Origin of the sequence: Stenotrophomonas sp. CFBP 13718 (assembly GCF_014842145.1) — a bacterium.
Lineage (GTDB): Bacteria > Pseudomonadota > Gammaproteobacteria > Xanthomonadales > Xanthomonadaceae > Stenotrophomonas.
The window spans coordinates 34435-52612 of record NZ_JACYVC010000008.1 but is presented as its reverse complement, the minus strand read 5'-3'; the positions used below and the strand labels follow the sequence as shown (position 1 = coordinate 52612).

The following is an 18178-nucleotide window of genomic DNA, read 5'->3' as shown; positions in this document are numbered from 1 at the left end:
ATGCCGCTTCCCGCGGCAGACGCAATCCTTCCGATAGTGAGTAATGCCGACCCGCGCAAGCGATTCCCTCGCTCTGCGCGTGTTCGCACGCGTGCCGAATATTCTACGGTCTTCAACGGCGCCCGCCGGGTGTCCGAACCGCTGATGACCCTTCACTGGCTGCCGGGAGACCGGCCGGCCAGAATGGGTCTGGCCGTTTCACGCAAGGTGGATCCGCACGCCGTAGGGCGTAACCGGATCAAGCGCGTCCTGCGCGACGCCATGCGTCATTGCCGTGCCGATCTGCAGCCAGGCGATGTTGTCGTCGTGGCCCGCAGTGCGGCGCGCGCAGCCAGCAACGACGAGATCCGTCAGGCCTTCCTGCGCCTGTTGCGTCGCCTTGGTGCATTGCCCGCTCCGGTCCTGGACGGCACAATGCCGCCTCCCGACGGCGTCGCATCGCCTTCTTCGAATGAGCCGGCACCACGTCCCGGCAACGCAGAGCCTGTCCGCTGATGAACCAGACCCGTATTTTCCTGATTTTTGCCTGGCTGATGGTAGCCGTGCTGCTGTGGATGGAGTGGGGCCGTGAAAAGGCTGCCCCGCCGGTCACCGCCGCCACGACGTCGGCCCCGGCAACCCAGCAGGCTGTGCCGGGTACCACCCCGGGCGGCGTGCCCGGCGCGCAGGTCCCCGGCGCCAATGGTGCCCCGGCTGCCGCCACGGCACAGGCCACGGCCGCGCCGGCCAGCCAGCGCATCACCATCACCACCGACGTCCTGCGTCTGGTGCTGGATGGTGGCCGCGTACTGGATGCCGAGCTGCTGCAGTTCCCGCAGACCAAGGACGACAACAGCCCGCCGGTGCGGCTGCTGACCGAAGATGCCGTTCACCCGTACAGCGCCGTCAGTGGCTGGGCCAGCGAAGACAAGAGCGTGCCGGTGCCGGGCGCAGAAGGCTTCAAGCTGGTGGGCGAGCAGCGCGACTTCGTGCTGGCCGACGGCCAGAACGAGCTGCAGGTCCCGTTTGTCTGGAATGGCCCGAATGGCGTGGTCATCGATCGCACCCTGACGCTGTCGCGGAACCATTACGCCGTGCAGGTGAAGGACGTGGTCCGCAACAATGGCGCGGCGCCGTGGAGCGGCTATGTCTACCGGACGCTGGACCGCAGCCCGACCATCCTGTCGCGCAGCATGACCAACCCGGACTCCTTCAGCTTCAACGGTGCCACCTGGTACGACAACGACAAGAAGTACCAGCGTCGTGCGTTCAAGGATTACCTGGACGATGGCGCGCTGAACCAGAACATCACCGGCGGCTGGCTGGCGATGCTGCAGCACCACTTCTTCACCGCGTGGATCCCGCAGAAGGATCAGGTCGCCCACTACGTGCTGTCCCAGCATGACGGTCGTGACCAGATCGAAGCCCGCGGCCCGGCCTTCAACGTCGCACCTGGCCAGCAGGTCAGCAGCGAAGCACGTCTGTGGGTCGGCCCGAAGCTGGTCAGCCAGATCGCCAAGGAAGACGTGCCCGGCCTGGACCGTGTCGTCGATTACAGCCGCTTCTCGCTGATGGCCGTGATCGGCCAGGGCCTGTTCTGGGTGTTGAACCAGGTGCACAAGCTGGTCAACAACTGGGGCTGGGCGATTGTCGGCCTGGTGGTGCTGCTGAAGATGGTGCTGTATCCGTTGTCGGCGGTGCAGTACAAGAGCGGTGCGAAAATGCGTCGCTTCCAGCCGCGCATCGCGCAGTTGAAGGAACGCTACGGCGATGACCGCCAGAAGTTCCAGACCGCGATGATGGAGCTGTACAAGAAGGAAAAGATCAACCCGATGGGCGGTTGCCTGCCGATCCTCATCCAGATGCCGATCTTCTTCGCGCTGTACTGGGTGCTGGTCGAATCGGTGGAACTGCGCCAGGCCCCTTGGCTGGGCTGGATCCAGGACCTGACCGCGCGTGACCCGTACTTCATCCTGCCGGTGATCAACGTGGCGGTGATGTGGGCGACGCAGAAGCTGACGCCGGCACCGGGCATGGACCCGATGCAGCAGAAGATGATGCAGATGATGCCGATCGTGTTCGGCGTCATGATGGCCTTCATGCCGTCCGGCCTGGTGCTGTACTGGGTGGTCAACGGTGGCCTGGGCCTGCTGCAGCAGTGGTGGATGACCAAGCGCCATGGCGGCGACCCGGTCCCCGCCGTCGCGACCAAGAAGTAAGCCACACAGGAACCCGCCGAAAGGCGGGTTTCCTGCTTCTGGCTCCCCGTGAAGCAACGCCGCACAATGCACGCCATGGATACCACTGCAACCGACACCATAGTTGCCATCGCCACCGCTGCCGGTGCCGGCGGCGTGGGCATGCTGCGCCTTTCCGGGCCGCGCTCGGCGACCATCGCCCACCTGCTCGGCGCGCCGGTGCTGCGGCCGCGCCATGCGCACTACGCGCGCCTGCGCGATGCGCACAACGACGTGATCGACGATGGCATCGTGCTGTGGTTCCCTGCACCGAACAGCTTCACCGGCGAAGAAGTGGTGGAACTGCAGGGACATGGCAGCCCCGTGGTGCTGCAGCAACTGGTTGCACGTTGCATCGCACTCGGTGCGCGCCAGGCGCGACCGGGCGAGTTCAGCGAACGCGCGTTCTTGAACGGCAAGCTGGACCTGGCCCAGGCCGAAGCCATCGCCGACCTGATCGCGGCCGGCGACCATCGTGCCGCGCGCGCCGCGCGCCGTTCCCTGGATGGCGTGTTTTCGCGCCGCGTAGATGAGGTGGCCGAGCAGTTGGTGAGGCTGCGCATCCATGTGGAGGCGGCCATTGATTTTGCCGACGAACCGCTGGATACGCTGGGCGGTGAGCAGGTGCGGCGTGGCCTGCTGCAGGCACGTGAAACGCTGTCGCTGCTGCGCCGCGATGCCGAACGTGGGCGCCGCCTGCGCGACGGCCTGCATGCGGTGCTGATCGGCCCGCCGAATGCCGGCAAGAGCTCGCTGCTCAACGCGCTGGCCGGTAGCGAACGGGCGATTGTCACCGACATTGCCGGCACCACCCGCGACACCCTGCGCGAGACGATCCGCCTGGACGGGCTGGAGCTCACGTTGGTCGATACGGCTGGCCTGCGCGATGGCGGCGATGCGATCGAGCGTGAAGGCATGCGACGCGCACGCGCCGAAATCGAACGCACCGATCTTGCGTTGATCGTGCTGGACGCGCGCGATCCCGCCGCGGGCGAAGCGGCCATCGGTGCGTCGTTGCAAGGCGTGCCGCACAAGGTCTACATCCATAACAAGTCCGATCTGTTGCCGCCGGGTTCTGGCAGCAACGATGCGGACCGCGTCTTCGTTTCAGCGGCCACCGGTGCCGGTCTGGACGAGCTGCACGCACGACTGCGTTCGATCGCCAGCGCCGGTGCGGGCGAACAGGTGGACGGCGAGTTCTCCGCGCGTACCCGCCATGTCGATGCCATCGAGCGCGCGCAGGAACATGCGCTGCAGGCCGATGGCGAGCTGGCACACGAGCATCTGGAACTGGCGGCAGAAGAGCTGCGTCTGGCACACGACGCCCTGGGCGAGATCACCGGCGCGATGAGCGCGGACGATCTGCTGGGCCGCATCTTCTCCAGCTTCTGCATCGGCAAGTAGGCCGCCAGGTTGAGCCACCTGGTAGAGCCGACTTCAGTCGGCTGCCTTCCAACGGCACCACGACATTCGACGATAAGCGGACGACAGGAATTCGTCCGCAATCCTCAGTAAGAACGATGATCAGTTGAAGATAAACGCATGGTCTGACCCTTCCTCGCATCACACGCTGGTGTGACCGCCGGAAGCCCGCCCATGACCCCATATCCCGTTTCCCTCATTGCCCCACCAGAAGGCTATGCCGATTGGCTGGACGAGCTGAAACACCGCATCAACTCTGCCCAGCAACGTGCCGCGCTGGCCGTAAACCGCGAGCTCGTCCTGCTCTACTGGGAGATGGGACGTGACATTCTTGTTCGGCAAGCCGAGCAGCGTTGGGGTAGCAAAGTCATTGACCGTCTTGGCCATGACCTTCGCCTGGCCTTTCCGCAGGCAAAGGGCTTCTCGCCGCGAAACCTGAAATACATGCGTGCCTTTGCCGAGGCATGGCCGGACCCTGCATTTGTGCAACAGGTGGTTGCACAATTGCCTTGGGGCCATCAACTCATGTTGCTGGACAAGCTATCGACGTCTTCGGAACGTATCTGGTACGCGAACCAGGCCATACAGCACAACTGGTCGCGGAGCGTGCTGGTGCTGAACATAGAAGGAAAACTGCTCGAACGCACCGGCTCTGCCGTCACCAACTTCGAGCTGCGCCTTCCCAAGGCACATTCAGACCTCGCCCGCGAAACACTCAAAGACCCCTATCGATTCGACTTTCTCGCGGTAGGACGCGAGGCCAGCGAGCGCGAGTTGGAAGACGGCCTGGTCCGGCACGCCACTGATTTTCTCCTGGAGCTGGGTGCCGGCTTCGCATTCGTAGGCAGGCAGGTGCTCATCGAAGTGGCGGGGGAAGAGTTCTTCATCGATCTACTGTTTTACCACCTGCACCTTCGCTGCTATGTCGTCGTAGAGCTGAAGGCGGGCAAGTTCAAACCCGAGCATCTGGGGCAGCTGGGCTTCTATCTGACGGCCGTGAACCAGCAGAAAAAGCGGGCCGATGACAATCCGACCCTCGGATTGCTGTTGTGCAAGGAGCGCAATAAAGTCGTGGCGGAGTACGCTTTGAGTGAGAACGTGCAACCGATGGGTGTTGCCGAATACAAGGTGCTGGGACCGCTGCCCGAACCGCTGCAGACAAGCCTGCCCAGCATCGAACAGCTCGAGAAAGAGCTTGCAGACGGTCCGACCAAAGCCGGGTGACGCGCAACCTCCCCCTGTCATATTGCCGACGCATACTCGCCGCATTCATCACCCAAGGGGAAAGTCTGTGAAGTCGTGGGGTTGTGCGTTGCTCCTCTCGCTGGCCGTGGCACCATCGGTGGCCATGAGCGCCGAAACTTCTTCAGCTGCACCGGGCAAGGCATCTGTCTATGCCCACCGCGGGGCCAGTGCCTTGCTGCCCGAGCACACGTTGGCCGCGTATGCGCAGGCCATCAGCGATGGCGCCGACTACATAGAGCCCGACCTGGTCATGACCAGGGACGGTGTGCTGGTGGCGCGCCACGAGAACGAGATCGGCGGTACGACCGACGTCGCGTCGCGCAAAGAGTTCGCTGACCGCCGCACCAGCAAGACGATCGATGGCCAGCAGGTGGATGGCTGGTTCAGCGAGGACTTCACCCTGGCCGAGCTGAAGACGCTGTACGTGCGCGAGCGCCTGCCGGCCCTGCGCAGTACCGCGTTCGATGGTCAGTTCCGCATCGCCACCTTCGACGAGATCCTGGCCTTCCTGGTGCAGCAGGCCGGGCGCGCGAACAAGGGCATCGGTCTGGTACCGGAGATCAAGCACCCCAGCTACTTCCAGTCCATCGGCCTGCCGATGGAGGACAAGGTGCTGGCCGCGCTGCAGGCCAACCCCTACACCAAGGTAGGGCCGGTCACGCTGCAGTCGTTCGAGACCGCCAACCTGCGCTACCTGCGCGGGAAAATCGGACGTGGCAGCAACATCCGTCTGCTGCAGTTGACCTGGAAAGGCGATGCGCAGCCCGCGGACATCGCCAGGGCCGGTGGCACGCTGACCTATGCGCAGATGCTGACCCCGGCCGGCCTGAAAGAGATCGCCACCTACGCCGACGGCATTGGTCCGGAACTGCGCTCGATCATTCCGTTGGACGCAAAGGGAGCGCTGGGTGCGCCGACCACGCTGGTGCGCGACGCGCACGCGGCGGGGCTGATGGTGATCCCCTATACCTTCCGGCCAGAGAACTCGTTCATTGCCGCGAATCTGCGCACCGGTGAGCCGAACGCCCGCAACAACGAGGGCTCCGTCGCGGAGATGCGGGCCTATCTGGCCACCGGCATCGATGCGTTCTTCACCGATGATCCAGCACTGGGCCGTAAGGCCGTCGACGGCCCCTGACGTCGCACAGTAGCGCCGGGCCACGCTCGGCGGAATCCATCGGAACGCGTGCAAAGCTCCCGGCGAGCACGCCTCGGCGCTACCCCAGGAGCAGGGTCAGTCCTGGCGCGCGTCGTCCTGGCCCGGGCGGCGGAACGGCAGCACCACGTAGTCTTTCCCCTCGCGCGGCTGCCACAGCACCGGCACCTGGCGCGGTGAGGGGGGCTCCAGTTCGTCATCGGGCAGGGCTTCGATGGACTCTTCTTCGTCTTCCCAGCTGTAGCGTGGCCGTACGGCCATCGGGTCGCTGTGGCGGAACAGCAACGCCGCGATGATGCCGGCGAATGCTCCGCCCATGTGCGACTGCCACGACACCCCCGGCGTATGCGGCAGCACCGTCATCAACATGCCGCCGTAGAACAGCATGCCGATCAGGCCGGTGGCGATGGCGGCACGGTCGCGACGCAGCAGGCCCAGGCTGGCCAGCAGGAACATCAAGCCATGGGTAACGCCACTTGCGCCCAAGTGCAGGCTGCCGGGGTCGCCCAGCAACCAAGCGCCAATGCCCGAGCCGATCCACAGCAGCGGCAGCGCGCGCAGTGTCGCCTTCGGGTACACGCTGCCGGCCAGCGTGCCCAGGATCAGCAGCGCCACGCTGTTGGCGGCCACGTGTTCCACAGAGCCGTGCAGCAGCGGCGCACCCAGCAGACCCAGCAGGCCGGCGATGTCGAGTGGCGCGACGGCCCAGGGCCGCCAATCGAAGTAGCTCTGCAGGGCGAAGATCGCCACCAGCAGCACGACCGTTCCCAGGCTCAGGTTGAAGGCGCGCAGGATGCGCAGGCGTTCAGGAGGCGGGGCCGGGGTCTTGCCGGCTGGCACGGGTGCGTTGGCGTTCATATCCAAGCAATGGCGGTGGCCGGGGCGAAACCAACCCCGGCAGGGTGGGAAAGTAAAACGGGCCGGCGGGACAATCCCCGCCGACCCGTCAGAACAGCGCGCGCTGCCGGCCCCGCAGGACCGGCGACGCGGGGGATCACACCTTGTCGTGCTTGGGCGGGATCTTCAGGCTCAGCACCACGGTGATGGCGATGATCAGCGCGACCACGCCCAGCGAGATCGGGGTCGGGATCTTGAACAGGTCAATGATCATCATCTTGATGCCGATGAAGCCCAGCACCAGCGCCAAGCCGTACGGCAACAGGTGGAAGCGATCGGCCATGCCGGCCAGCAGGAAGAACATCGCGCGCAGGCCCAGCACCGCGAACACGTTCGAGGTGAGCACGATGAACGGGTCGGTGGTGATGGCGAAGATCGCCGGGATGCTGTCCACCGCGAAGATGACGTCGGTGACCGCGATCAGGATCAGCACCGCGAACAACGGGGTGTACCACCGCTTGCCGTCACGCATGACGCTCATGGCGTTGCCGGCATAGTCCGGCAGCAGGCGCAGGTGCTTGCGCATCCAGCGCAGGGCAGGATTGCTTTCCAGGTCGGGCTCCTGGCCCGCAGAGAACCACATCTTCCAACCCGTGAACAGCAGGAAGGCGCCGAACACGTAGAGCAGCCAATGGAACTGGGTGATCAGCACGCTACCGGCGAAGATCATGATCGTTCGCAGCACGATCGCGCCCAGGATGCCGATGATCAGCACCTTCTGTCGCTGTTCTTCGGGCACCGCGAAGTAGCCCATGATCATCAGGAAGACGAAGATGTTGTCGACTGCCAGCGCCTTTTCGACCAGGTAACCGGTCAGGAACTCGAGGCCGACCTTGTTGGCCACCACTTGGCCCGCGGTCTCATTGAGGTAGTACCAAAGGCCGCCGTTGAAGGCCAGGGCGAGCAGCACCCAGCCGATCGACCACCACAGGGCTTCCTTGAAGGTGACCTTGTGCGGGCCGCCGTGGCGCATCAATACGAGGTCGACGAGCAGCGCGATGATCACCACCGCGCCGAAGCCAAGCCATAACCACAAATTGCCGATCGTCTGCATGGGTTTGTCCGTTAAGAAAAGGAAACATCTCAAGCCGGACGGCGAGGGTCTGCAACGGAGGATCGGGAGGGGATCCAGGGACAGAGCTTCGCCAGTACGGCGAAGGTCTCGCTCGCAGCCCCGGTGTACTGGGACTGCCGTTGCACCGGAGCCTGCGGGCTCGAATTGACGGCGACAACGTTGGGAGCTACTCCCCTTCTGCGGCCGATTCTGCGGGCATAACGGCGCTGCGTCAATCAACCGCAGGTGAAGGCTGCTGGGCCAGCGGCCATCACTACCCGACTGCGGCCGCCCCTGCCGCAGCGATTACAATGGACCGATGAATACCTCTGCCCCCTTTGTCCGTCTCAAGAATGCCTGGCGCTCCAGCCACCCGTGGATCTTCCAGAAACTGGTCGAAAAGCCGGCCGTCCGGCCCAAGCCCGGGACCATCGTCGATGTCTTCGGCGTGGAGGGTGACTTCATCGGGCGCGGCTTCTACAACGGCCATTCGCGCATCGCGGTGCGCATCCTGGAAACCGACGAACGCGTGCCGGTCGACGCGGGCTGGTTCTCGCGCAAGATCGCCCAGGCTGTGGAACTGCGCCGCGATGTGCTGAAGCTGGATGCGGTCAGCGATGCCTGGCGCGTGGTGCACAGCGAAGGCGACGGCCTGTCCGGCCTGGTGGTGGACCGCTATGGCGATCTGGTGGTGGTGGAGTTCTTCGCCGCCGGCATGTTCCGCCATCGCGAGTGGATCTACGAAGCCCTGAGCGAACAGTTCCCGGGCTGCCGCTTCCACAGCTTCGCCGACGAGCACGTGCAGAAGCAGGAAAGCTTCGACTTCCACGGCAACACCACCACCGAAGCCTCGGTGATCACCGAGTACGGCGTGAAGTTCCGCGCCGATCCGGCCGGCGCGCACAAGACCGGCTTCTTCGCCGACCAGCGCGACAACCGCGAGTGGCTGAGCCAGCAGGTCGAAGGCAAGACCGTGCTCGATCTGTGCTGCAACACCGGTGGGTTTGCGGTGTACGCCGCCGCGCGCGGTGCCAGTGAAGTGGTGGGCATCGACATCGACGAGGACGTGATCCAGATCGCCAAGGGCAACGCCAAGCTCAACAACGTGCGGCCGAAGTTCGTGCAGTCCGACATCTTCCCGTGGCTGCGTGATGCCGCCAACCGCGGCGAGCAGTACGACGTGGTGATCCTGGACCCGGCGAAGATGACCCGCGACCGCGACCAGGTGATCAGCGCACTCAAGAAGTACCTGGACATGAACAAGCTGGCGCTGGGGGTGGTGAAGCCCGGTGGCCTGCTCGCCACGTTCTCGTGCACCGGGCTGGTGGCTGAAGATCAGTTCCTGGACATGCTGCGCCGCGCGGCGTTCTACTCCGGCCGCACGATCCAGATCCTGAAGGTGTCCGGCGCCGGCCCCGACCACCCGTTCATGGCGCACGTGCAGGAATCACGCTACCTGAAGGCGGTGTTCTGCCGGGTGCTGTAACCGCGGGTCCAAGCGGTTGGTAGCGCCGAGCCATGCTCGGCGGACGGTATCCAGGGGCACGGGAGGTGCAGCCGACTGAAGTCGGCTCTACCGGTGTTGTCACGCGCAGGCTACTGTCGGGTTTTCCCGTTCCCGGTGAGACCCGCATGATCCTGCGTCGCCTGTCCCTGTTGCTCGCCTTGGCGCTCAGCGTGCCGCTGTCCGCCCAGGCCATCGACTTCAGCACGGCGGAGCTGCAGCGCGCGAAAGCCCTGCAGCAGCGCCTGCTCACGCTCGACAGCCATCTGGATACGCCGGCCAACTTCGCCCGCGATGGCTTCGACATCGTTAACCGCCACGATCACAATGCCCTGTCGCAGGTGGATTACCCGCGCATGGTCGATGGTGCGCTGGATGGGGGGTTCTGGGCGATCTACACCGGTCAGGGCGACCGCACCGCCGCGGCCCATCTGCGCGACCGCGATGCGGGCCTGCAGCGCCTGCTGGAGATCCGCACCATGGTGGCGGCCAACGCTGACCGTTTCGAACTGGCCCTCACCCCGGCCGACGCACGGCGGATCAAGGCCGATGGCAAGCGCGTGGTGTTCATCAGCATGGAAAACGCCAGCCCGCTGGTGGCCGATCCCTCACTGCTGCGCTTCTACCACCAGGCCGGACTGCGCATGCTCAGCACCGTGCACTTCGCCAACAACGAATTCGCCGACTCGGCCACCAATCCGCAGGGCCCGGAGTGGAACGGACTGAGCGCGGCGGGCAAGGCGTTGGTGCTGGATGCAGTGAAGCAGGGCATCGTGATCGATCAGTCGCACGCCTCCGACGCGGTATTCGACCAGCTGATCGCGATGATGCCGGTGCCGTTCGTGCTGTCGCACAGTGCGTCGAAAGCGACCCATGACCACCCGCGCAACCTCGACGACACGCGCCTGCGGCAGCTGGCCAAAGCGGGCGGGGTGATACAGGTCAACGCCTACGGGGGTTATCTGGTGGATCCCGGCAAGAGCCCGCAGCGCAAGGCCGCCGAAGACGCGCTCAGCAAGCGCCTTGGCGGTTGGGAAGCGATGAGCATCGCACAGGGCGCTGAACTGCAGCGCGGCGAAGACGCCCTGGATGCGAAGTACCCGGTGCGCCACGCCACCCTGGATGACTTCTTCGCCCACATGGGCCACATCCTGGAGGTCGTCGGGCCTGAGCACGTGGGCATCGGCCTGGACTGGGACGGTGGCGGTGGATTGACCGACCTGCGCGATGTCAGCGACCTGCCGAAGATCACCGCTTGGCTGCTGCGCCGTGGCTATGACGAAAAGCAGATTGCCGGCATCTGGGGCGGCAACCTGCTGCGGGTGATGCAGCAGGCTCAGGACCACGCCGAACGCTGACGGACCAGACGGGAGTGACGGCTGCTGGCCGTCACTCCGATTGACGGCCAGCGGCCGTCACTACCTGCCCAGCAGCGCGTGCCGACGGCTGTACAGGAAGTAGACCGCCAGACCGATCACGTTCCAGATCAGGAAGTACAGCTGGGTGCTCTGCGGCAGGCTGAAGAACAGATAGACGCAACCCAGTGCGGCGGCCGGACCGACCACGTAAGCCAGCGGCGTGCGGAACTTGCGCTCGCGGTTGGGTTCACGGCGGCGCAGCACCACCAGGCAGATGCCCACCGCGGTGAAGGCGGCCAGCGTGCCGGCGTTGGCCAGCGCGGCGATTTCATCCAGCCGCGCCACACCGGCCAGCGCCGATACCAGCAGGGCACTGAACAGCGTGGTCGCCACCGGCGTACCGGTGCGCTTGCTCACGTTGGACAGGCTGCGCGGCAGCATGCCGTCGCGGCCCATGACGAAGAACACCCGGCTCTGGCCGAACATGAAAGCCAGCAGCACGGTGGGCAGCGCGATGATGGCCACCACGCCGATAAGCAGTGCGGCCGTCGGGTGGCCCAGCTGGCGCATGATCAGGGCCAGCGGTTCGGCACTGCTGCCAAACACCGCGTAGCTCATGGCACCGATGGCTGCCAGCGCCACCAGCATGTAGATGATGGTGCAGCCGATCATCGAGCCGATGATGCCGATGGACAGGTCACGCCCCGGGTTCTTTGTTTCTTCGGCCGCCGTGGCGATCGCATCGAAGCCATAGAACGCGAAGAAGATGATCGCGGCAGCCGCCATCACACCACGCTCCAGCCCGTCCGGGCCCAGCGACTTGGCGAAGCCGTACGGCATGAATGGCTGCAGGTTGGCCGTATCGAAGGCGGGCAATGCAACCGCAACGAACACTGCCAGCGCGATGATCTTCAAGACCACCAGTACGGCGTTGAGCGTGGCGCTTTCCTTGGTGCCCAACATCAGGCCACCGGCCACGACCCAGGTGATCAGCACCGCAGGCAGGTTGAACATGCCGCCTTCCACGTGCGGACCGGCCGACAGCGCCAGCGGCAGGCGGATGTCGATGCCCATCTGGGTATGCACCCATTCCAGGAAGCCGACGAAGTAGCCGGACCAGCCGACCGCCACCGTACTCACCACCAGCGAGTACTCCAGGATCAGGCTCCAGCCCACCACCCAGGCGAAGATCTCCCCCAATGCGGCATAGCTGTAGGTGTAGGCGCTGCCCGAGGCCGGCATCATCGTGGCCAGCTCGGCGTACGCCAGCGCAGCACAGGCACAGACGGCCCCGGCGATGGCGAAGGAGATCAACACGGCCGGGCCGGCCAGATTGGCGCCCACGCCGATCAGCGTGTAGATGCCGGTGCCCACGATGGCCCCGATACCCAACGCGATCAGATGGGGCCAACTCAGGGTACGGACCAACTGCCTTCCGGCTTCGTGGACGGTGACGGTATCCAGGGATTTACGCCGGAGCAAAGACATGCAGGCCTCGTGGTGACTGGGAACGACAAGTGCCCGAGTGTGAACGAACGCGGCGCAGCATTACCACTGCCAAGCGCTCACCTGCAGCGCGATAGAGGTTGTCCGCGACGCGTGTTGCCGGAATCGGCACAATCGGTCGATCAGCCGTTCAAGCCCAGGCGAATGCCGAAGCCGATCAGGAATACGCCGGCCACGCGACGAAGGACATCGCTGACGCGGGGATGCTGGATCAGCCGGCGCCGCGCCAGGTTGCCGGCGCCGATCAGCAGGGAGCAGTAGGCGATGCTGACCACGAAGATGATGCCGGCAAGCGCGGCGAAGGTTGCCAGACCCTGGTGCTGGCCTGGGTCGATGAACAATGGCAGGAAGGCCATGTAGAACAGGATCGCCTTCGGATTGAGCAGGCTGACCAGGATCGCCTGGCGGAAGTAATGCCCGGGCGCCAGGCGAATCGTGCCGGGCGTGTCGGTGCCGTCACCCTTGGGCGTACGCAACAGGCTGATGCCGACCCATACCAGATACGCCGCGCCGAGATACTGCACGGCATGGAAGACGGTGGGATTGGCTTTCAGCAGGGCGGCCACACCGGCCAGCGCCAGCCACATCAGGATCTGGTCGCCCACCAGCAACCCGGCCAGTGCCGTATAGCCACCGCGCACACCTCCCCGACCGGTGGCCGTGAGCAGGGTGAAGGTACCCGGGCCTGGCAATGCCAGGAACACCAGCACGGCGACCAGGAAGGTCCACAGGTCCTGGATGCCCATCCACGGCATGGCGGCTTACTCATTCAACGCAGGGGGCTGCCATTGTAGTGGCGCGGCGCTGATCCAGCCCGGTTGCCGCGATGTGGCCGGGCGCTTGCGATCCCGTAGCGCCGAGCCACGCTCGGCGAGCGCAGCGGCAGCCCCGAGACGACCAACGGTCATCACCGACAAAGCAAAGAGCTGACGGCCAGCGGCCCTCACTATCGGGCGATGGGCAACCCTTCCAGCAACGGCGCCAGCCGCTCGCCCAGGAACCCATGCAACTGCCGCACCGCCGGCGAGAACTGCTTGCGATGTGGGCACACCAGGTTCAACGGCAGCGGCTCGCCACTGCCGCCCAGCAGCACCTGCAGCCGCCCGGCACGTACGTCGTCGCCCACATCGAGCCATGATTTGTAGGCGATACCCTCACCCGCCACCGCCCACCGTCGCACCACATCGGCGTCATCGCACAGCAGTGCGCCACGCACCACCACCACGCTACGCCGTCCATCGTGTTCAAAGTTCCAGCGATCGTGCGTGCGCCCGCCCAGTTGGTACAGCAGGCAGGCATGGTCCTTCAGGGCATCCATGCTGCCTGGCGTGCCGTGTGCCTGCACATAGCCGGGAGAGGCCACCAGCACGCGACGGTTGTCCGGCAGCAGCGACAGGGCGACGTAGCTGGCGTCGTCGAACCGACCCAGGCGAAAGGCGATGTCGACCGGATCGCGGAATACATCCGTCACCTGGTCGGACAACTGCAGATGCAACTGCAGGCGCGGATGTGCGCGACGGAAGGCGGTCAGCCACGGCAGCAGCACGTTGCGGCCAAGATCCGAGGGCGCGGCCACCTGCAGCGTGCCGGCCAGCTCGGCATCCTCGCCCTGCACCCGGGCTCGACCCTCGCGCAACGCCGCCAGCACGTCGTGTGCATACGGCAGGTACACCGCGCCCTCGGCGGTCAGCCGAAGGCTGCGGGTAGTACGAACGAACAGGCGCAGGTCCAGCTCGCGCTCCAGCCGGGCAATCGCCGCCGCGACCTGCCCCGGCAGCAGATCCGCCTCGCGCGCTGCCGTGCTGAAGCTGCCGAGCGCCGCAGTGCGGGCGTACAACTGCAGGTCATCGAAGCGGATCATTTTCACCACGAGAGAGAAAGTGATGTTGGATTCTGCGCCTTTCCAGCGGCCCCCGCAGCGTCCATGCTGGCGTGAATCCCCCTTTGCTGCGGAGTTCCCCATGCGCGCTGTTGCCTATACCCGTGCCGGCCTGTCCATCGATGATCCGAAGGCCCTGGTTGATCTGGAGATGGACATCCCCACCCCGGGTCCACGGGACCTGCGGGTCGCGGTGACCGCAGTGGCGGTGAACCCGGTCGATGCCAAGGTGCGCCGCAGCGCCGCCACCGAGACCCCGCGCGTGCTTGGATTCGATGCGGTCGGCGTGGTGGATGCCGTGGGCAGTGAGGTCACCCTGTTCCAGCCCGGCGACGCGGTGTACTACGCCGGTGCCATCGACCGGGCGGGCAGCAATGCCGAATACCAACTGGTAGACGAGCGCATTGTCGGCCGCAAGCCCGCCAGTCTGGATGACGCCAGCGCCGCGGCACTGCCGTTGACCGCGATCACCGCATGGGAGCTGCTGTTTGATCGCCTGCGCATCGCCGAAGGCGGTGGCGAAGGCCAGACCCTGCTGGTGATCGGCGCAGCCGGTGGCGTCGGCTCGATCCTGGTGCAGCTGGCCCGCCAGCTGACCAAGCTGACCGTGGTAGGCACCGCATCGCGACCGGAAACCCAGGACTGGGTGTACGCGCTGGGCGCCCATCACGTGATAGACCACAGCCTGCCGCTGACCGAGGGCCTGTCGCGGCTGGGCATCCAGCAGGTGGAGCACGTGGCCAGCCTGACCCACACCGACCAGCACTACGCACAGATCATCGAGGTGCTGGCGCCGCAGGGCCAGCTGGGTCTGATCGACGATCCCGGCCAGCTGGATGTCATGGCCCTCAAGCGCAAGTGCGCCTCGCTGCATTGGGAGTTCATGTTCGCCCGCCCGCTGCACCAGACCGCTGACATGCAGCAGCAGCACGTCCTGTTGAACCGCGTGGCCGGCCTGATCGATGCCGGCGTCCTGCGCACCACCCTGGGCGAGAATCTCGGCCGCATCAACGCAGCCAACCTGCGCCGCGCCCACGCCCTGATCGAAAGCCAGAAAGCCAAGGGCAAGATCGTCCTGGAAGGCTGGTAAGCCCGCTTTTCTCTTCCTTCTTTTTTCAACGCGGCAGACAGCACACGGAACCCGTCAGCGGGTCGGGCGGGTGGGCCAGGCAGGACGCTGAGCCGCATGGATGCGGCGATGCAGCCTCCATGGACGGATTCACGGCGTGTCCTGCCTGGCCCACCCGCCCGACCCGCTCAGATGCAGCACGGCGTCGGCCGCGAGGGGGCCCAGCCCGTTCGACCACCCCGACGCAGCGCATGAGACAGCACCCGCCTAAACTAGGCGGATGGAAACCCAGACCCTTGTACTCCTGGCCGTGCTGCTGCTCGCCATCATCCTCGTGCTGCTGGTGGTGGTGCTGCGCCGCTCCAGTGGCGGCACCGACACCCACGAACTCGACGCGCTGCGCCACACGCTGAGCGAAGAACGCGAGCGCAGCCTGGCCGCCCAGGTCGACGCCGGCCAGCTGCGCGGACGTCTGCAGGCCCTGCAGGACGACATCGAAGGCGAACGCCGCCGCGCGCAGGATGCCCAGCAGGCACTCAGCGCCGCGCAGGGCCGCATAGAACGCGACGCCGCCCTGGCCAGCGAGCGTGACACCCGCCTGGTGGAACGAGGCAACGCCCTGCAGCAGATGCAGGAACAACTGGTCGACCTGCAGCAGCAACTGCACGCCCAGCGCGAAACCTACCAGCAGCTGCACGGTGACCACACCCGCCTGCAGGCCAACCTGCAGCACCAGCAGCAGGCCAGCGCCGAGCTGCGCGTCTATCTGGATACGGCGAAGGAAAAGCTCAGCGGCGCCTTCGCTGAACTGGCCGGCAAGGTGTTCGAGGAGCGTGGCCAGCAGTTCGAGAAGAACGTGCGCCAGGCGACCGGGCAGTCGCGGCTGGACATCGAAAACATGCTCAAGCCCTTCACCGAGCGCCTGCAGGAGTTCCGCGGCCGCGTCGACGTGCTGTACGCCGAAGAGGCACGCGAACGTGCCAGCCTGCTCGGAGCCGTGGGTGAACTGAAGACCCTCAACCAGGACATGGCCTCGCAGGCTGCCGCGCTCACCAATGCCCTGAAAGGCAACGCGAAGGTGCGTGGCGACTGGGGCGAGCTGATGCTGGAAACGGTGCTGCGCAGTTCCGGGCTGGAAGAGGGCGTGCACTACAAGCGCCAGCAGCACGTGGTGGACGACGAAGGCGAACGCCTGCGTCCGGACGTGGTGGTGAACTTCCCGGACCAGCGCAGCATCGTGGTCGACAGCAAGGTCAATCTGGTGGCATGGCAGGAAGCCATGAACGCCGATACGCCCGATGCCGGCAACGAAGCGCTGCTGCGCCATGCCACGGCGTTGCGCGCGCATGTGCGCGATCTCGGCGTGCGCAACTACCCCAAGGCCATGGGCGAAGAACAGACGCTGGATGTGACCATCGCGTTCGTGCCGATCGAAGGCGCCCTGTCGGCAGCACTGTCCATCGACCCCTCGCTGCAGACCTACGCCTTCGACAACAAGGTCGTGTTTGCTTCGCCGAACACGTTGATGGCGCTGCTGCGCGTGGCAGAACGTCTGTGGACGCGCGACAAGGTGCAGAAACAGGCGCTGCAGATCAGCGATGCCGGCGGACTGGTGCTGGATGCACTGGTCGCTTTCCTGGCCGACTTCAACAACGTCGGCAAGAAGCTGGAAGACGCCACGACGGCGTTCTCCAACGCACGCAACCGCCTGCAGGATTCGCGCAATTCGGCGATCAGCCGCGCGCGTCGCCTGGCCGAGCTGGGCAGCAAAGCGAAGAAGGCGCTGCCGCCTGAACTGCAACCCGAAGTGGTTCAGCAGCTGGCGGGACCTGACGAAGAATAGACATACCGCTTGGGTATCCTCGTTGGTCTACCTGCACACCTCATGGATGCCACCGATGCGCTTGCCCCTGCTGACCAGCCTGCTGTTGACCCTCACCCTTGCCGGCTGCGCCTTCGGCGGCAGCCGCGCACCGCTGGACACGGCAGCGTCCCTGCCGGAAGTAGAGGCCTGCACCGCGAAGGGCGGCGAGCTGCGTCCCCTGGGGCGCCTGCAGCGGGTGCAGTGCGTGGTGCCCAATGCCGATGCCGGCAAGACCTGCACCACCAAGTCCGACTGCAGTGGCCAGTGCCTGGCGATCGGTGAAGTCGTTGCCGGCGCACCGGCATCCGGTGTCTGCCAGCGCGACGCCAGCGAGAACTTCGGCTGCCGCCAGCGCATCGACGGTGGCGTGGCCCAGGGCACGATCTGCGTCGACTGAGCGCGCGCTGCATTCCCGATTTTCCCTTTCCCGTTCCAGACAGGATCCCGTCATGACCGCACCCATCCAGCAGATCTCCATCAACACCATCGAAGGCCAGCCCGCATCGCTGGCGGACTATCAGGGCAAAGTCCTGCTGGTGGTCAATGTCGCCTCCAAGTGCGGCCTTACCCCGCAGTACGAAGGCCTGCAGACGCTGTATCTGGAAAAGCAGGCAAAGGGGCTGGAAGTGCTGGGTTTCCCGGCCAACAACTTCCTCGGGCAGGAGCCTGACAGCGAAGCGGACATCCAGCAGTTCTGCCAGCTCACCTACGATGTCAGCTTCCCGATGTTCGCCAAGATCAGCGTCGCCGGTGACGACGTGCATCCGCTGTACCAGCAGCTGATCGCCGCCCAGCCGGAGGCCATCGGCGAAGGTCCGATGCGCGAGCGCCTGGCGGCGAAGGACCTCGCCCAGCCGGCACCGGGCATCCTGTGGAACTTCGAGAAGTTCCTGATCGGCCGCGACGGCAAGGTCATCGCCCGCTTCGCCCCGGACGTAGCGGCCGACGACGCGCGCCTCCGCGACGCCGTGGACACCGCACTCGCCGCCTGACCAGCACACGCTGATG

The 18178-nt window shown here is 65.5% G+C and carries 16 protein-coding genes; 11 read left to right on the top strand and 5 right to left on the bottom strand.

The genetic code is table 11. From position 1 onward, the window contains the following. The 5 genes from rnpA (at position 1) to IFT58_RS13355 (ending at position 6021) form a co-directional block, all read left to right on the top strand. Positions 1-495, top strand: a complete 495-nt coding sequence (gene rnpA / locus IFT58_RS13375) for a ribonuclease P protein component (protein WP_188325541.1) — start codon at positions 1-3, stop codon at positions 493-495. Continuing rightward, positions 495-2198, top strand: a complete 1704-nt coding sequence (yidC, locus tag IFT58_RS13370; RefSeq protein ID WP_188325540.1) for a membrane protein insertase YidC — start codon at positions 495-497, stop codon at positions 2196-2198. The genes rnpA and yidC overlap by 1 nt, the downstream gene beginning before the upstream one ends. A gap of 75 nt (positions 2199-2273) precedes the next feature. Further along, entirely contained in the window at positions 2274-3620 is a 1347-nt protein-coding gene (gene mnmE / locus IFT58_RS13365; RefSeq protein WP_192081941.1) for a tRNA uridine-5-carboxymethylaminomethyl(34) synthesis GTPase MnmE, read from the top strand. Between the two features lie 192 nt (positions 3621-3812). Further along, positions 3813-4862 (top strand): PDDEXK nuclease domain-containing protein, encoded by a 1050-nt coding sequence (locus IFT58_RS13360; protein ID WP_192095454.1) that lies wholly within the window; start codon positions 3813-3815, stop codon positions 4860-4862. 67 nt (positions 4863-4929) lie between these two features. Beyond that, positions 4930-6021, top strand: coding sequence for a glycerophosphodiester phosphodiesterase (locus tag IFT58_RS13355; RefSeq protein ID WP_192095451.1), 1092 nt, complete (start codon positions 4930-4932; stop codon positions 6019-6021). Between the two features lie 96 nt (positions 6022-6117). On the opposite strand, the gene IFT58_RS13350 is transcribed toward IFT58_RS13355, so the two are convergent. Both IFT58_RS13350 and IFT58_RS13345 read right to left on the bottom strand, forming a co-directional pair. Beyond that, entirely contained in the window at positions 6118-6897 is a 780-nt protein-coding gene (locus tag IFT58_RS13350) for a rhomboid family intramembrane serine protease (protein ID WP_192095449.1), read from the bottom strand. A gap of 136 nt (positions 6898-7033) precedes the next feature. Then, positions 7034-7990 (bottom strand): TerC family protein, encoded by a 957-nt coding sequence (locus IFT58_RS13345; RefSeq protein WP_188325535.1) that lies wholly within the window; start codon positions 7988-7990, stop codon positions 7034-7036. 319 nt (positions 7991-8309) lie between these two features. Between IFT58_RS13345 and IFT58_RS13340 the strand changes: the two genes are divergently transcribed. After that, complete coding sequence (locus IFT58_RS13340) at positions 8310-9476, top strand: class I SAM-dependent rRNA methyltransferase (RefSeq protein WP_192081937.1); 1167 nt, start codon at positions 8310-8312, stop codon at positions 9474-9476. A gap of 146 nt (positions 9477-9622) precedes the next feature. Beyond that, a complete protein-coding gene (locus tag IFT58_RS13335; protein WP_192095447.1) occupies positions 9623-10852 on the top strand; it encodes a dipeptidase in 1230 nt (409 codons plus the stop codon). A gap of 60 nt (positions 10853-10912) precedes the next feature. Here IFT58_RS13335 and IFT58_RS13330 read toward each other — a convergent pair whose 3' ends face one another. The 3 genes from IFT58_RS13330 to IFT58_RS13320 all read right to left on the bottom strand — a co-directional run bounded on the left by IFT58_RS13330 (position 10913) and on the right by IFT58_RS13320 (position 14225). Then, positions 10913-12340 carry an amino acid permease gene (locus tag IFT58_RS13330; RefSeq protein WP_188325532.1) on the bottom strand — a complete coding sequence of 476 codons (1428 nt, stop codon included), beginning with the start codon at positions 12338-12340 and terminating at the stop codon, positions 10913-10915. Between the two features lie 140 nt (positions 12341-12480). Then, positions 12481-13113: a leucine efflux protein LeuE gene (gene leuE / locus IFT58_RS13325; protein ID WP_192081935.1), complete on the bottom strand. Its 633-nt coding sequence runs from the start codon at positions 13111-13113 to the stop codon at positions 12481-12483. A 191-nt stretch (positions 13114-13304) separates the two neighbouring features. Then, positions 13305-14225, bottom strand: coding sequence for a LysR substrate-binding domain-containing protein (locus IFT58_RS13320; protein ID WP_192095577.1), 921 nt, complete (start codon positions 14223-14225; stop codon positions 13305-13307). 94 nt (positions 14226-14319) lie between these two features. On the opposite strand from IFT58_RS13320, the gene IFT58_RS13315 reads away from it, so the two are divergent. From IFT58_RS13315 to IFT58_RS13300, 4 genes are all read left to right on the top strand, one after another. Next, positions 14320-15327 (top strand): zinc-binding alcohol dehydrogenase family protein, encoded by a 1008-nt coding sequence (locus tag IFT58_RS13315; protein WP_188325530.1) that lies wholly within the window; start codon positions 14320-14322, stop codon positions 15325-15327. Positions 15328-15586: 259 nt separating this feature from the next. Next, the gene (gene rmuC / locus IFT58_RS13310; protein ID WP_192095445.1) at positions 15587-17149 is read left to right on the top strand and encodes a DNA recombination protein RmuC; all 1563 of its coding nucleotides are present in this window, start codon (positions 15587-15589) and stop codon (positions 17147-17149) included. A gap of 55 nt (positions 17150-17204) precedes the next feature. After that, positions 17205-17567, top strand: a complete 363-nt coding sequence (locus IFT58_RS13305; protein WP_192081932.1) for a hypothetical protein — start codon at positions 17205-17207, stop codon at positions 17565-17567. Positions 17568-17619: 52 nt separating this feature from the next. Next, positions 17620-18162, top strand: a complete 543-nt coding sequence (locus IFT58_RS13300; RefSeq protein ID WP_192095443.1) for a glutathione peroxidase — start codon at positions 17620-17622, stop codon at positions 18160-18162. The last annotated feature ends 16 nt before the right edge of the window (positions 18163-18178 follow it).

Excerpts from the sequence above, each read along its gene's own strand:
- rnpA (WP_188325541.1), top strand. The coding sequence starts at position 1 with ATGCCGCTTCCCGCGGCAGACGCAATCCTTCCGATAGTGAGTAATGCC.
- yidC (WP_188325540.1), top strand. The coding sequence starts at position 495 with ATGAACCAGACCCGTATTTTCCTGATTTTTGCCTGGCTGATGGTAGCC.
- mnmE (WP_192081941.1), top strand. The coding sequence starts at position 2,274 with ATGGATACCACTGCAACCGACACCATAGTTGCCATCGCCACCGCTGCC.
- IFT58_RS13360 (WP_192095454.1), top strand. The coding sequence starts at position 3,813 with ATGACCCCATATCCCGTTTCCCTCATTGCCCCACCAGAAGGCTATGCC.
- IFT58_RS13350 (WP_192095449.1), bottom strand. The coding sequence starts at position 6,897 with ATGAACGCCAACGCACCCGTGCCAGCCGGCAAGACCCCGGCCCCGCCT.
- IFT58_RS13345 (WP_188325535.1), bottom strand. The coding sequence starts at position 7,990 with ATGCAGACGATCGGCAATTTGTGGTTATGGCTTGGCTTCGGCGCGGTG.
- IFT58_RS13340 (WP_192081937.1), top strand. The coding sequence starts at position 8,310 with ATGAATACCTCTGCCCCCTTTGTCCGTCTCAAGAATGCCTGGCGCTCC.
- IFT58_RS13335 (WP_192095447.1), top strand. The coding sequence starts at position 9,623 with ATGATCCTGCGTCGCCTGTCCCTGTTGCTCGCCTTGGCGCTCAGCGTG.
- IFT58_RS13330 (WP_188325532.1), bottom strand. The coding sequence starts at position 12,340 with ATGTCTTTGCTCCGGCGTAAATCCCTGGATACCGTCACCGTCCACGAA.
- leuE (WP_192081935.1), bottom strand. The coding sequence starts at position 13,113 with ATGCCGTGGATGGGCATCCAGGACCTGTGGACCTTCCTGGTCGCCGTG.
- IFT58_RS13315 (WP_188325530.1), top strand. The coding sequence starts at position 14,320 with ATGCGCGCTGTTGCCTATACCCGTGCCGGCCTGTCCATCGATGATCCG.
- rmuC (WP_192095445.1), top strand. The coding sequence starts at position 15,587 with ATGGAAACCCAGACCCTTGTACTCCTGGCCGTGCTGCTGCTCGCCATC.
- IFT58_RS13305 (WP_192081932.1), top strand. The coding sequence starts at position 17,205 with ATGCGCTTGCCCCTGCTGACCAGCCTGCTGTTGACCCTCACCCTTGCC.
- IFT58_RS13300 (WP_192095443.1), top strand. The coding sequence starts at position 17,620 with ATGACCGCACCCATCCAGCAGATCTCCATCAACACCATCGAAGGCCAG.